Raw genomic sequence first — 12,171 nt, forward strand, 5'->3', positions numbered from 1 at the left:
CGCCATCCGACAACACTTTTTCAAAAGGTTTGATAATACGGACCATTCGCGTCTGCATGAAGAAAACGGCAGGTTGGAGGACCCGCCGTTTCCGCATCAAGATTGCGCCTTCAGCTCCAGACGCCGCTGGTGGAGCACCGGTTCGGTATAGCCCGAGGGCTGTTCACGGCCGAGAAAGACCAGGTCGCAGGCCGCCTGAAAGGCGACCCCGTCAAAGCCCGGCGCCATGGCTTGATAGTGCGGATCGCCCGCGTTCTGCCGGTCAACCACGCGGGCCATGTTCTGCAGGATCTCCATCACCTCTTCCTGGCTGACCACGTCGTGATGCAGCCAGTTGGCAATGTGCTGGGCCGAGATGCGGCAGGTGGCGCGGTCCTCCATCAGGCCGACATCGTTGATGTCGGGCACCTTGGAACATCCCACGCCCTGGTCGACCCAGCGCACGACATAGCCGAGGATGCCCTGGGCGTTGTTCTCGACCTCGCGGCGGATCTGGTCTGTCGTCCATTTGCGGTACGCGGCCAGCGGGATATCCAGCAGCGCCTCGACATGGGCCCGCCGCCCGCCCTTGGCGAGTTGCGCCTGCACCGCGTGCACGTCCACCTTGTGATAATGCATGGCGTGCAGCGTGGCGGCCGTGGGCGAGGGCACCCAGGCGCAACTGGCCCCCGCGCGCGGATGCTCGATCTTCTGTTCGATCATGGCGGCCATCCGGTCGGGGGCGGCCCACATGCCCTTGCCGATCTGGGCCTTGCCGGACAGGCCGCATTCCAGCCCGATGTCGACGTTCCGGTTTTCATAGGCGGTGATCCAGCCCTTGCGCTTGATGAAGTCCTTGCGGCTGAAGGGGCCGGCCTCCATCGATGTGTGGATCTCGTCGCCGGTGCGGTCCAGGAACCCGGTATTGATGAAGCAGACACGGTGTTTCGCCGCGCGGATGCATTCCTTGAGATTGACCGAGGTGCGCCGCTCCTCGTCCATCACGCCCAGTTTGACGGTGTGGCGCGGCAGGCCCAGGGCCTCTTCCACGTGGCTGAAGATGGCATCGGAAAAGGCGACCTCTTCGGGCCCGTGCATCTTGGGCTTGACCACATAGATCGACTGGCAGGTCGAATTGCGCGGGCCTTGTGCCTTCTTCAGGTCGTGCATGGCGATCAGCACGGTGAGCATGGCATCCATCAGCCCTTCGAAGACCTCGTCGCCCCCGCTGTCCAGGATCGCCGGGTTGGTCATCAGGTGCCCGACGTTGCGCACCAACAGCAGCGCGCGGCCCTTGAGCGTCAGGTCCGACCCGTCCGGTGCGGTATATGTCCGGTCAGGGTTCAGGCGGCGGGTCATGGTCTTGCCGCCCTTCTCGAAGGTTTCTTCCAGGTCGCCGCGCATCAGGCCCAGCCAGGTACGATAGGCCTTTACCTTGTCCTCGGCATCAACGCAGGCCACCGAATCCTCGCAGTCGACGATGGCCGAGATCGCCGATTCCAGCCGCAGGTCGGCCAGCCCCGAGGGGGTGGTCTTGCCGATCGGGTGGTCGCGGTCGAAGACAAGTTCCACGTGCAGCCCGTTGTTGCGCAGCAGCACGGTGGCGGGGTCCTCGGCGGCGCCGGTATGGCCCGCGAAGGCATCGGGCGCGACCAGGTCCATCCCGTCGACCTTGAGGCGGCCATTCTCGATGCGATAGGCCCCGGCCTTGGCGTGGCTGGTTCCGGTTACCGGGAAGACTTCGTCGAGGAAGACGGCGGCGCGGGCCACGACCCGCGCGCCGCGTCCGTCGTCAAAGCCACCCGCCGGCGGCGGGCCGCCCATGGCATCGGTGCCGTAAAGGCCGTCGTAAAGGCTGCCCCAGCGGGCATTGGCCGCATTCAGCACGAAGCGCGCATTGGTCGCGGGCACCACCAGCTGCGGGCCGGGCACATGCGCGATCTCCGCGTCGGTGTTCTCGGTCTCGATCTCCAAATCCGCGCCCTCGGGCACGAGATAGCCGATTTCCTCGAGGAAGGCCTTGTAGGCCGCGCGGTCTTGGGGCGTGCCCCGGTGCGATTTGTGCCAGTCGTCGATCTGGCTTTGGAGCAGGGCACGCTTTTCCAGCAAGGCCCGGTTTTTCGGGGCGAACTCGTGCACCAGCGTTGCGAGACCTGACCAAAGCCGTTCGGCGTCGATGTCGAGGCCGGGCAGGACCTCGGCCTCGACGAAGTGCTTGAGAGCCGGGTCGATCTGAAGCCCGGTGGTTTCGGTCATCTGGGCGGAGGGGGGTGTCTCTGTCATGGTCGTTCCCGTATCGTCTGCCGACCGGGCCGCCGCGCGGTGCAGGGTCGTGCAAAGGTTGGATTTCCTGCGTGAGCCTAGCAGAGGACGCCCCCGCCGACACCCGCAAAAGCGCTGCCGGTCTTGTGGGAACGGCGAAGGGTGCTTCTTGCCGGGCGCGGCAATGGCACCCCTCAGGCCACGGGTGTCTTGGCACGCTTGCCGGGTGCCAGGAAAACCGCAAGGCACACCAGCATCAGCGCGGCCGACAGCAGGAAGGGTGCACCTGGCAGGTCCAGCGCGCCGCGGTCGGTTGCCGCCCAGAAGATCTGCGTCATCACCAGCGGCGAGAGGATCTGCGCCAGCGACTTGGCCGAGGCGATGACCCCCTGCAGTTCGCCCTGCTGGTTGTCGGCGGCCACCCGGCTCATCCGGCCCTGCAGCGCCGGGGTAACGACCGCCCCGAGCGAGGTCAGAGGGATGAAGGCCAACGCCAGCCAGCCGTTGCCGATCAGTGTCAGCACGACAAAGGCTGACAGGTTGAAGACAAGCCCGTAGGTGATCGTTGCCCGTTCTCCGAAGCGGCGCAGGATCGGCCCTATCAGTGCGCCCTGCACGATGGCCATGCCGATCCCGAACAGCGCCAGCGACAGCCCCACCATGCCCGGGGTCCAGTCGAATCGCGCCTTGGTGAAATAGGCCCAGATCGCAGGGTAGACGATGAAGGCGAATTCATAGGTGAAGAAAAGGAATAGCAGGCGCCGCACACCGTCCAGTTCGGCTAGCTTGCGAAAGGCCCCGAACGGGTTGGCGCGGCGCGGATCGAACGGGCGGCGGATCACTTCCGTCACGGTCTCCGGTAATACGAAAAGCCCGAAAAGCAAATTCGTCCCGGCCAGTGCGGCGGCCGCGAAGAAGGGCGCGCGTACGCCAAGCTCGCCCAGCAGCCCGCCAATGATCGGGCCCAGCACGAAGCCCACGCCGAAGGCCGCGCCGACCAGGCCGAAGTTGGCGCTTTTCTGGTCCGGCGCCGACATGTCGGCGATGGCCGCACTGGCGGTTGACATGGTTGCGGCGGTGATCCCGGCGATCACGCGTCCGAAGAGCAGCAGCCAGATCGTCTGGGCAGAGGCCATGATCAGGTAGTCCACTGCCATCACGAAGAGCGCGATCAGGATCACGGGCCGGCGTCCGAACCGGTCGGAGAGCGATCCGAGGATCGGGCCGAAGAGGAACTGCATCACCGCGAAGCTGGTGGTCAGGATGCCGCCCCAGACCGCGGCCGCCCCGATGCCCGATCCGTTCAATTCGGCGATCAGGTCGGGCAGGACGGGCAGGATCAGGCCGATGCCCATGGCATCTATCACCAGCGTGATCAGGATGAAGGTGAAGGCGCGGCGGCGCTTGGCGGGGATCATGCAGGTCCTCCAATCCGAACCGGTCGGTTCGCAAAGTCCTAGCCGGTCAGAAGGTCCTGTATCGCATCGGCCAGCCTCGCCGGATCGGACAGGAACGGCGAATGTGACGTGTCCAGATCCATGATCCGGCCGCCCCGCCACCCCTCGGTCATCTGGCGTTGGAAGACGGGCGGGATCGCGCCGTCCTGACTGCAACGGATGTAATGCCGGGGCAGGGCCTCGGCGCGGGCCGTGTCGGGCAGCGCGGTTTCCTGCGGGGCGACGGGCTGCGGGCCAAGCCGGGCGGTGGCCCATGCGGCAAGCGCCGGGGGCAGGTCGTGATAGAACTTCTCGGGTGCCAGGTCCGGGTCGATGGTGAAGCTCAGCCGGCCGGGCGAGAGGCGCACTGCCTCCATCAAGGGCTGGCTGGGCGCCATGCGGCGCATCTGGGCCAGCGTCTTGCCGGGCAGGGGCACATAGGCGCAAACATAGACCAACGCCGAGACAAGATCGGGCCGTTTCTGCGCTGCGGTGGTGATGGCATAGCCGCCCGCCGAATGCCCGACCAGAACGGTTGGACCGTCGAGCGCGGCAAGGATCGCATCGGCGTAGGCGTCCAGCGTGACCTCTTCCAGCGGGGTCGGATCGGCCCCATGGCCGGGCAGGTCAATGGCCCGCGCGGTATGGCCCCGTGCGAAGAGCTCGGGGATCAGATGATCCCAACACCAAGCCCCGTGGCAGGACCCGTGAACCAACAATACGTCAGACATGGCCGATGCCTTTGAAGAACCGGTAGAGCAGTCTGGCGAAATCCGAAGGCGCATCAAGGCAGGGCAGGTGGCCCGACCCGCGCATCAGGGTGAAGCCCGCCCCCGGAATCAGCTCGATTGTCTCGCGCACGAGATCCGGCGGGGTAGAGCCGTCGCGATCCCCGGCGATGCCCAGCGTCGGCAGGCGCAGCCCGCTGGTGGGGGTGTAGAAGTCGGTGCCGGCAATGGCCTCGCAACAACCGGCATAGCCTTCCGGCGCACATAGAAGCAGCCTGTCGCGCGCCCATGTCGCGGCCGCACTGTCGCGGTCCTTGGGGCCGAACCATTTTTCCAGCGTCATCCCGGCCACGGCCGCCATGCCCTTGGCGCGCACCAGCGCGGCGCGCTCGTGCCATTGTGCCGGCAGCCCGAACTTGGCGGCGCTGTTGGACAGGACCAGCCCGCGCAGCATATCCAGCCGCTTGACGGCCAGCCCCTGGCCGATCATGCCCCCGACCGAGGCCCCGACGAAGACCGCGTCGCGCACATCGAGCGCATCGCAGACGGCCTCGGTATCCGCGATCAGCCCGCCCATCGTGTAGGGGCCGTCCGGCACGCCCGACCCGCCATGCCCGCGCATGTCGATGCGGATCGTGCGGTGATCCGGCAGGTGATGGGCCACGTCGTCCCAGATATGCCGGTCCAGCCCCAGCGCATGGGCAAAGACCACGTCCGGCCCCTCGCCGTTCGACTCGTAGGCGATGTCGTAGCCGTCGCGCGCCACCGATCCGGTTTTCATCTCAGCCTCCTGTGCAGACCGGAGCCCGGCAACAGACGACCGCTCGCAAGCTGTGTCATGAGAGGGTCTCCAGGGCCTTGGTGAACATGGCGCTGTCGACATTGCCGCCGGTGACCACGGCGATGACCGTGTCGCCGGAGAGGTGATCGCCCCGAAACAGCGCGCTGGCCAGGGCGGCGGCCCCGCCGGGTTCTGCCACTAGCTTGAGCCGTTGAAAGGCCAGCGTCATGGCGCGCAGGCAGTCACCTTCGGAGACGGTCAGGCCGGGGCCGCAAAGGCGCGCCATGATCGGAAAGGTCAGCTCGCCCGGCGCGGGGGTGACGATGGCGTCGCAGATACTCCCGTCGCGCCGGTCATTGGTCTGGATCGTGCCTTGTTCCAGCGAGCGTTTCACGTCGTCGAACCCCTCGGGTTCGACCGGGCGGACGGTCAGGCCGGGGTGGTCTGCCTCGCAGGCCAGGGCGATGCCGGATGTCAATCCGCCACCGCCGCAGCATACCAAAACGTCGGCTTCGTCAATTCCGCATGCTTTTGCATCGGCAGCGATTTCCAGTCCGCAGGTGCCCTGCCCGGCGATGACCTGCGCCTCGTCATAGGGCCGGATCAGGGTCAGGCCGCGGTCTGCGGCGATGCCGTCGCCGATGGCCTCGCGGCTTTCGGTGGCGCGGTCGTAAAGCACCACATCGGCCCCCAGCGCGCGGGTGTTGGCGATCTTGAGCGCAGGCGCGTCTGCGGGCATGACGATCACCGCCGGGGCGCCAAGCAATCTTGCCGCCTGGGCCACACCCTGCGCGTGGTTGCCCGAGGAATAGGCGATGACGCCGCGCCGCCGGGTCTCCGGGTCCAGCGCCGAGAGGGCCGACCAGCCGCCCCGGAACTTGAAACTGCCAGTATGTTGCAGGCATTCGGGCTTGATCAGGACACGCCGGCCCGCGATCTCGTCCAGAAAGGGCGAGGACAGCAGCGGCGTATGCCGCGCGTGACCGGCCAGCCGGTCGGCGGCGGTCCGGATCATCTCGATGTTCATAGGGTCTTGATCCAGCTTTGCAGGGCATGCACGGCCTGCGGTTCATCCAGAAAGGGCACATGCCCGCGATCGGGCACCTCTGCGGCGATGGCATCACGGCGCAGGGCGCGCATCCTGTCCCAGGTCGCAGGCGACAGCAGATCGGAATTCGCCCCCCGGATCAGGCAGAGCGGCAAGCCATGCAGGGCGTCATAGAGCGGCCAGAGGTCCGGGGCGGGCTGGACCTGCGCAGTGTCGAAGACTGCCTCGCGCAAATTCGGGTCGTAGCGGATCACCAGGCCTTCGGGGGTCTCGGCGTAGTGGTTGCGCACCTCATGCAGCCAGCGGTCATGTGTCACCCCCTTGAACTGGACCCAGGTGCGGGCGCGGAAAAGCGCGGCCTCCTCATGGGTCTTTTGCGCCGGGTTGCGGCCGATGTAGGACTCTATGATCTTCAGGCCCTTCGGGTCGATCTCGGGGCCGATGTCATTGAGCGCGACGCCGCTGAGGCGGTCCTTGTGGGTGCCCGCCAGCATCATGGCGATCAGCCCCCCGCGCGAGGTGCCCAGCACCGCCGCCTTGGGCAGGCCCAGATGGTCCAGCAGGGCCATGGCATCGGCGGCCTCCTGCGGGATGGTGTAGGTCGCGGGATCGGCCCAGTCCGATTGCCCCCTTCCGCGATAGTCCATGCGGATCAAGCGGCAGGGCAGATGCGGCGCGACATGGTCGAAATCGCCGGAATTGCGGGTCAGCCCGGCCAAAGCCAGCACCGGCGCGCCGTCGCCGCTTTCGGTGTAGAACAGCCTTGTGCCATCCGCGGCGGTGAAGTGCGGCATTACACGAGGTCCGGGATCGTGGAAAGATCGGGCAGGACGCGGTGCGGCGCGGCCCAGAGCCTGTCTTGCGGGGCCTCCATGCGGTTGATCCAGACCGAGGCAAAGCCGTAGCCCGCCGCTGCCGCCGCGTCCCAGCCGTTGGCCGAGGCGAAGAGCACCTCTTGCTGAACCGCGCCGAAATGGTCGTAGACAAGATCGTAGACCCTGCGGTCGGGTTTGTAGGTGCGCACCTCCTCGACGGTCAGGACATCGTCCAGCCAGGGGCCGATCCCGGCGGATTTCACCGCCGCAACCACCATTTCCGGGCTGCCGTTGGTCAGGATCGCCGTTGTCATCCCCTTGGCCTTGAGCGCCCGCAGCATCGCGGGAACCTCCGGGTAGGCGGGCAGTTCCTTGTAGAACCGCAGCAGCTGCGCGCGCAGGGCATTGTCGTGCAGGCCATGGGCCTCCATCGCGTAGTCAAGGCCGTCCTGCGTGATCTCCCAGAAATCCAGGTGCCGCCCGCCGACGGACCGCAACCAGCTGTATTCCAGCTGTTTGCGCCGCCACAGCGCGGCCAGGTCGGCCAGGGCCCCCTGGCCCGGCTCCTCGGCCACCTGACGTGCAGCGGCATTGACGTCGAATAGCGTGCCATAGGCATCGAAGACGCAGGTGGTAATGGTCATTTCTCTCTCCCTGTTGCGGGCAGACTGGCACGCGCCCGCGCGGGGTGCAAAGGGTCGGTTTGCAATTCCCGGCGTCCGGCGGTAATTTACAAGATGAGTCGAAAAGGGCACCCCGTGCGCGTTGGCGCGGCCCCTGCAAGCAATCCCCCCGACACAATCCCCGACAAAGGAAAACTCATGACCCAGGTCAAAGCGGGTGACACCGTATCCATTCATTATACCGGCACGCTGGCTGACGGTGAAACATTCGACAGCTCCGAAGGCCGCGAGCCGCTGGAATTCACCGTGGGGTCGGGCCAGATCATACCCGGCCTCGACAATGCGATCCCCGGCATGGCCGTGGGCGACAAGAAGTCCGTTGCGGTGGCCTGCGCCGATGCCTATGGCGAAACCGATCCGAACGCCAAGCAGGCCGTCCCGCGTGATCAGGTCCCGCCGGAGATCCCGCTGGAGATCGGCATGCAGCTGCAGATGCAGTCGCCCGACGGGCAGGCGATCCCGGTCACCGTGGCCGAGCTATCCGAGGAAGAGGTCACACTTGACGCCAACCACCCGCTGGCGGGCAAGGACCTGAACTTCGAGATCGAGCTGGTCGAGATCAAGGCCGCCTGAGCCGCCGGTCTGGTCCTATCAAGGGGCGCCTTCGGGCGCCTCTTTTCGTTTGGTCCGCGGCGCGCCGCAGCAGCTCTTGGCCGTCAGAGGTTTTCCAGCACCGGCATGTTCATGACATGGTACCCGCTGTCGACGCGGATGACCTCGCCGGTGGTGCAGTTCCCGGCATCCGAGGCCAGGTAGACAGAGGTGCCGCCCACGGCTTCCAGTGTCGCGTTATGCCGCAGGGGCGCGTTCTGCTCGGCATGCTTGAAGGTGCGCCGCGCACCGGAAATGGCCGCCCCGGCGAGGGTCTTCATCGGCCCCGGCGAAATGGCATTCACGCGAATGCCCTGGGGGCCGAGGTCGGCGGCAAGGTAGCGCGTGGCGCTTTCCAGCGCCGCCTTGGCCACGCCCATGACATTGTAGTTCGGCGTCACACGCTGGCTGCCCTGGAAAGTCAGGGTCAGCAGGCAGCCGCCCTCGGGCATCAGGTCGGCGGCACGGCGCGCCACATCGACGAAGGAATAGCAGCTGATCAGCATGGAATTGGTGAAATTGGCGCGGCTGGTGTCCGAGAACCGCCCCGTCAGTTCGCTCTTGTCGGAATAGGCGATGGCATGAACCACGAAATCCAGACTGCCCCAGCGGTCCTTCAGGGTGGTAAAGCAGGCATCCATCGAGGCGTCGTCGCTGACGTCCGCCTCGATCAGGAAGTCGCTGTCGGCCGCGGCGGCAAGCGGTTCGACCCGCTTCTTCAGCCCTTCGCCCTGGTAGGAAAAGGCCAGGTCGGCCCCTGCAGCGTGACAGGCCTTGGCGATCCCCCAGGCGATGGAGCGGTCATTCGCGACCCCCATGATGAGTCCGCGCTTTCCCGATAATGAATTCATGGCCCGTCCTTCCGATTATACCGCAGGGTTGTTCACTTTTGGCCGTGGCCGTCAAGTTCGAGATTGGCCGGCAGCACTGCGCGCAGCACGTCGCCGACCCAGGGGGGCAGGCCCGCCATACGCCGGTCGCCTGCGCCGTCCCTGTCCAGCCCAGCCCGCCCCGGTTGTCAGTCCCGGTGTTTCGACAGGATCATCGACCCGTTCGTGCCACCAAAGCCGAAGGAATTGGTCATCACCGAGTCCAGCCCGGCGCCCTCGACCAGTTCGGTCGCGATCTCGCCGGGGCTGATGGCCGGGTCCAGCATCTCGACATTGATCGACGGGGTGATGAAATCCTGCTCGAGCATCAGCAGGCAATAGACGGCCTCTTGCGCGCCGGTCGCACCCTGGCTGTGGCCGGTCATGGACTTGGTCGAGGAAATGGGCGGCGTGCTGCCCTCGCCGAAGACCCTGCGCACCGCCTCGACCTCGCCGACGTCGCCCACCGGCGTGCTGGTGCCATGGGCGTTGATATAGCTGACCGCGCGGCCCTCGGGCAGGCTGTCCAGCGCCAGCCGCATCGCCCGTTCGCCGCCTTCGCCGGTGGGGGCGACCATGTCGTGCCCGTCCGAGGTGGCGGCATAACCGGTGACCTCGGCGTAGATTTTCGCGCCGCGGGCCTTGGCGTGGCCCAGGTCCTCCAGCACCACGATGGCACCGCCCCCGGCGATGACGAACCCGTCGCGGTCGGCATCGAAGGCGCGACTGGCGCGGGTGGGGTCGTCGTTGTATTTCGACGACATCGCGCCCATGGCGTCGAAAAGGCAGGACAGCGTCCAATCCAGTTCCTCGCCCCCGCCTGCGAACATCACGTCCTGCTTGCCCATCATGATCTGCTCGGCCGCGTTGCCGATACAGTGCAGGCTGGTCGAACAGGCCGAGGTGATCGAATAGTTCAGGCCCTTGATCTTGTAGGCCGTGGACAGGTTCGCGCTGATGGTCGAACTCATGCACTTGGGCACCGCGAAGGGGCCGATCCGTTTCGGCGAGCCGGATTTCAGAACCGTCTGGTGCGCCGCCAGCATGGCGCTGGTCGAGGGACCGCCGGACCCGGCCACGAGCCCGGTGCGCGGGTTGACCACGTCGCCGTCTTCCAGCCCCGCGTCGGCGATGGCCTGGCCCATGGCGATATGCGCATAGGCCGCGCCGGGCCCCATGAAGCGCAGGGTGCGCTTGTCCACGTGATCGACCGGGTCGATCTTGGGGGTTCCGGCAATCTGGCTGCGAAAGCCGTGCTCGGCCATTTCGGGCACCGCCTCGATGCCCGAGCGGCCGGCCTTTAGGGCGGCGGTGACTTCCTGGGCGCTGTTTCCGACGGGCGAGACGATCCCCAGCCCGGTAACGACGACGCGGCGCATGCGCGGCCTCCCTTAGCTTGTCCGGTGTCCCGTGTAGGGGATGCCGGGGGCCAGGGGCAAGCGGTTAGGCCCCTGCAGGGCGCGAGGCTGCCTGCGGATCAGCTCTCGCTCAGCGCGACCTTCATGTCGCTGACCTCGTAGATGACCTCGCCGTCGGCCTCGACGATGCCGTCGGCCACGCCCATGGTCAGGCGGCGGCTTTGCACGGCCTTGGTGAAATCCACCTTGTAGGTCAGCATCTTGCGGTCGGGGCGGACCATGCCCTTGAGCTTGACCTCGCCCACGCCCAGGGCATAGCCGCGGCCCTGCCAGCCGCGCCAGCCGAGGTTGAAACCGGTCAGCTGCCAAAGGCCGTCCAGGCCCAGACAGCCCGGCATGATCGGATTGCCGGGAAAGTGGCACTCGAAGAACCAAAGGTCGGGCGTGATGTCGAACTCTGCCACCACATGGCCTTTGCCGTGCAGGCCCGCGTCGCCGCTGATGTCGGTGATGCGGTCCATCATCAGCATGGGCGGCTCGGGCAGTTGCGCGTTGCCGGGGCCGAACAACTCGCCGCGCGCGCAATTGAGAAGGTCATCGCGATCGAAGCTGCGCGGAAGGTCGGTCATGTGCGGGGGTCTCCTGATCGGTACCTTTGATGCCCCCTAGCACCCCGAGCCGCGCAAGGGCAAGTCCGGGTGCCGGCCCCGCCGACCGCCCGCGCAGCAATGCTTTGCTATTGAAAACTGTTCTCAATCGGCCATATTAGCCGATGAAACAAAGGCGGGTTGCCCGATGACCGAGACGACATCCGAACGCACCAGCACCTGGTTGGCCGGGGCGGGCCTGCGCCCCACCCGTCAGCGGCTTGCCCTGGCCGAGCTTCTGGTTGGCGACGGAAAGAACCGTCACGTCACGGCTGAAAGCCTGTTCGCCGCCGTCGAACGTTCTGCCGAACGGGTGTCGCTCGCCACGGTCTACAACACCCTCAAGGCCTTCTGCGACGCAGGCCTGCTGCGCGAGATCACCGTCGATGGCTCGAAAAGCTATTTCGACACGAACATGAGCGATCACCCGCATTTCTACTGGGAAGAGGACGGGCACCTGTCCGACGCCCCCTCGGACGAGCTGAGCATTGCGAGCCTGCCCGATGCGCCCGACGGGGCCGAAATTTCTTCGGTCGATGTCGTGATTCGACTGCGCAAGGGTTGACCGCGCGCCCTTTCATCACCTGTTAATCGTGCTCGCGCAGGCTGGACGGCATGACACAGCTGCCTGCCTGATCCCGCTTCTTCACCCATTTCGCCGTGACCATGGCGCTTGCGGACGCTGCATCGGATCTGTTGGTCCGGCGCTTGTCGCTTCTGCGTGATTGTGTTGCGCTGGCGCGTCGCCGCTCCGGTGTCGAGATCGACACCGCCGCCGTTCTTCCCGCCGAGATGCATCTGCTTTGCCGCCTGCTGCCGGGCGAGGAGCCGGGCCCTGCGCTGCGCGTGATCCGGGCCGGTTTCGCGCGCCACGCGGGCCAAGACGGCCCTGTCTGGGACAGCGCGTTCAGCATTGCCGAGGTGCCTGCCGCCGCCCTGGGCGCGCGGCGGCGTTTCCTGCTGGCCGCCCCGGT

Annotated in this window: 12 protein-coding genes and 1 pseudogene; 3 read left to right on the top strand and 10 right to left on the bottom strand. The window is 66.5% G+C overall.

Annotated features, from left to right (window positions below; all coding sequences use genetic code 11):
• Positions 1–96: 96 nt before the first annotated feature.
• The 7 genes from ACH107_RS05085 to ACH107_RS05115 form a co-directional block, all read right to left on the bottom strand.
• Positions 97–2,262 (bottom strand): malate synthase G, encoded by a 2,166-nt coding sequence (locus tag ACH107_RS05085; RefSeq protein WP_412504917.1) that lies wholly within the window; start codon positions 2,260–2,262, stop codon positions 97–99.
• A 173-nt stretch (positions 2,263–2,435) separates the two neighbouring features.
• Complete coding sequence (locus ACH107_RS05090) at positions 2,436–3,659, bottom strand: TCR/Tet family MFS transporter (RefSeq protein WP_412504918.1); 1,224 nt, start codon at positions 3,657–3,659, stop codon at positions 2,436–2,438.
• Between the two features lie 38 nt (positions 3,660–3,697).
• Positions 3,698–4,408, bottom strand: a complete 711-nt coding sequence (locus ACH107_RS05095) for an alpha/beta fold hydrolase (RefSeq protein ID WP_412504919.1) — start codon at positions 4,406–4,408, stop codon at positions 3,698–3,700.
• Positions 4,401–5,186, bottom strand: coding sequence for an alpha/beta fold hydrolase (locus ACH107_RS05100; protein ID WP_412504920.1), 786 nt, complete (start codon positions 5,184–5,186; stop codon positions 4,401–4,403). Before ACH107_RS05100 ends, ACH107_RS05095 begins: the two co-directional genes overlap by 8 nt.
• Before the next feature lie 55 nt (positions 5,187–5,241).
• Positions 5,242–6,213: a threonine/serine dehydratase gene (locus tag ACH107_RS05105; RefSeq protein ID WP_412504921.1), complete on the bottom strand. Its 972-nt coding sequence runs from the start codon at positions 6,211–6,213 to the stop codon at positions 5,242–5,244.
• Positions 6,210–7,028 carry an alpha/beta fold hydrolase gene (locus ACH107_RS05110; protein ID WP_412504922.1) on the bottom strand — a complete coding sequence of 273 codons (819 nt, stop codon included), beginning with the start codon at positions 7,026–7,028 and terminating at the stop codon, positions 6,210–6,212. The genes ACH107_RS05105 and ACH107_RS05110 overlap by 4 nt, the downstream gene beginning before the upstream one ends.
• Positions 7,028–7,693 carry a haloacid dehalogenase type II gene (locus tag ACH107_RS05115; protein WP_412504923.1) on the bottom strand — a complete coding sequence of 222 codons (666 nt, stop codon included), beginning with the start codon at positions 7,691–7,693 and terminating at the stop codon, positions 7,028–7,030. Before ACH107_RS05115 ends, ACH107_RS05110 begins: the two co-directional genes overlap by 1 nt.
• A gap of 177 nt (positions 7,694–7,870) precedes the next feature.
• Here ACH107_RS05115 and ACH107_RS05120 point away from each other — a divergent pair, with 177 nt between their 5' ends.
• Positions 7,871–8,305 (top strand): peptidylprolyl isomerase, encoded by a 435-nt coding sequence (locus ACH107_RS05120; protein ID WP_310690773.1) that lies wholly within the window; start codon positions 7,871–7,873, stop codon positions 8,303–8,305.
• Positions 8,306–8,388: 83 nt separating this feature from the next.
• Here ACH107_RS05120 and ACH107_RS05125 read toward each other — a convergent pair whose 3' ends face one another.
• From ACH107_RS05125 to fabA, 3 genes are all read right to left on the bottom strand, one after another.
• On the bottom strand, positions 8,389–9,174 hold the full coding sequence (locus ACH107_RS05125; RefSeq protein WP_310690772.1) for an enoyl-ACP reductase: 786 nt from the start codon (positions 9,172–9,174) through the stop codon (positions 8,389–8,391).
• Positions 9,175–9,341: 167 nt separating this feature from the next.
• Positions 9,342–10,571, bottom strand: a complete 1,230-nt coding sequence (locus tag ACH107_RS05130; RefSeq protein ID WP_412504924.1) for a beta-ketoacyl synthase N-terminal-like domain-containing protein — start codon at positions 10,569–10,571, stop codon at positions 9,342–9,344.
• A gap of 98 nt (positions 10,572–10,669) precedes the next feature.
• Positions 10,670–11,179 (bottom strand): bifunctional 3-hydroxydecanoyl-ACP dehydratase/trans-2-decenoyl-ACP isomerase, encoded by a 510-nt coding sequence (gene fabA / locus ACH107_RS05135; RefSeq protein ID WP_412504925.1) that lies wholly within the window; start codon positions 11,177–11,179, stop codon positions 10,670–10,672.
• Between the two features lie 166 nt (positions 11,180–11,345).
• On the opposite strand from fabA, the gene irrA reads away from it, so the two are divergent.
• Both irrA and ACH107_RS05145 read left to right on the top strand, forming a co-directional pair.
• A complete protein-coding gene (irrA, locus tag ACH107_RS05140) occupies positions 11,346–11,762 on the top strand; it encodes an iron response transcriptional regulator IrrA (RefSeq protein ID WP_412504926.1) in 417 nt (138 codons plus the stop codon).
• 143 nt (positions 11,763–11,905) lie between these two features.
• A pseudogene (locus tag ACH107_RS05145) lies at positions 11,906–12,171 on the top strand (hypothetical protein); the annotation flags it as partial.

This window comes from Roseovarius halophilus (ex Wu et al. 2025) (assembly GCF_047086965.1).

Excerpts from the sequence above, each read along its gene's own strand:
- ACH107_RS05085 (WP_412504917.1), bottom strand. The coding sequence starts at position 2,262 with ATGACAGAGACACCCCCCTCCGCCCAGATGACCGAAACCACCGGGCTT.
- ACH107_RS05090 (WP_412504918.1), bottom strand. The coding sequence starts at position 3,659 with ATGATCCCCGCCAAGCGCCGCCGCGCCTTCACCTTCATCCTGATCACG.
- ACH107_RS05095 (WP_412504919.1), bottom strand. The coding sequence starts at position 4,408 with ATGTCTGACGTATTGTTGGTTCACGGGTCCTGCCACGGGGCTTGGTGT.
- ACH107_RS05100 (WP_412504920.1), bottom strand. The coding sequence starts at position 5,186 with ATGAAAACCGGATCGGTGGCGCGCGACGGCTACGACATCGCCTACGAG.
- ACH107_RS05105 (WP_412504921.1), bottom strand. The coding sequence starts at position 6,213 with ATGAACATCGAGATGATCCGGACCGCCGCCGACCGGCTGGCCGGTCAC.
- ACH107_RS05110 (WP_412504922.1), bottom strand. The coding sequence starts at position 7,028 with ATGCCGCACTTCACCGCCGCGGATGGCACAAGGCTGTTCTACACCGAA.
- ACH107_RS05115 (WP_412504923.1), bottom strand. The coding sequence starts at position 7,693 with ATGACCATTACCACCTGCGTCTTCGATGCCTATGGCACGCTATTCGAC.
- ACH107_RS05120 (WP_310690773.1), top strand. The coding sequence starts at position 7,871 with ATGACCCAGGTCAAAGCGGGTGACACCGTATCCATTCATTATACCGGC.
- ACH107_RS05125 (WP_310690772.1), bottom strand. The coding sequence starts at position 9,174 with ATGAATTCATTATCGGGAAAGCGCGGACTCATCATGGGGGTCGCGAAT.
- ACH107_RS05130 (WP_412504924.1), bottom strand. The coding sequence starts at position 10,571 with ATGCGCCGCGTCGTCGTTACCGGGCTGGGGATCGTCTCGCCCGTCGGA.
- fabA (WP_412504925.1), bottom strand. The coding sequence starts at position 11,179 with ATGACCGACCTTCCGCGCAGCTTCGATCGCGATGACCTTCTCAATTGC.
- irrA (WP_412504926.1), top strand. The coding sequence starts at position 11,346 with ATGACCGAGACGACATCCGAACGCACCAGCACCTGGTTGGCCGGGGCG.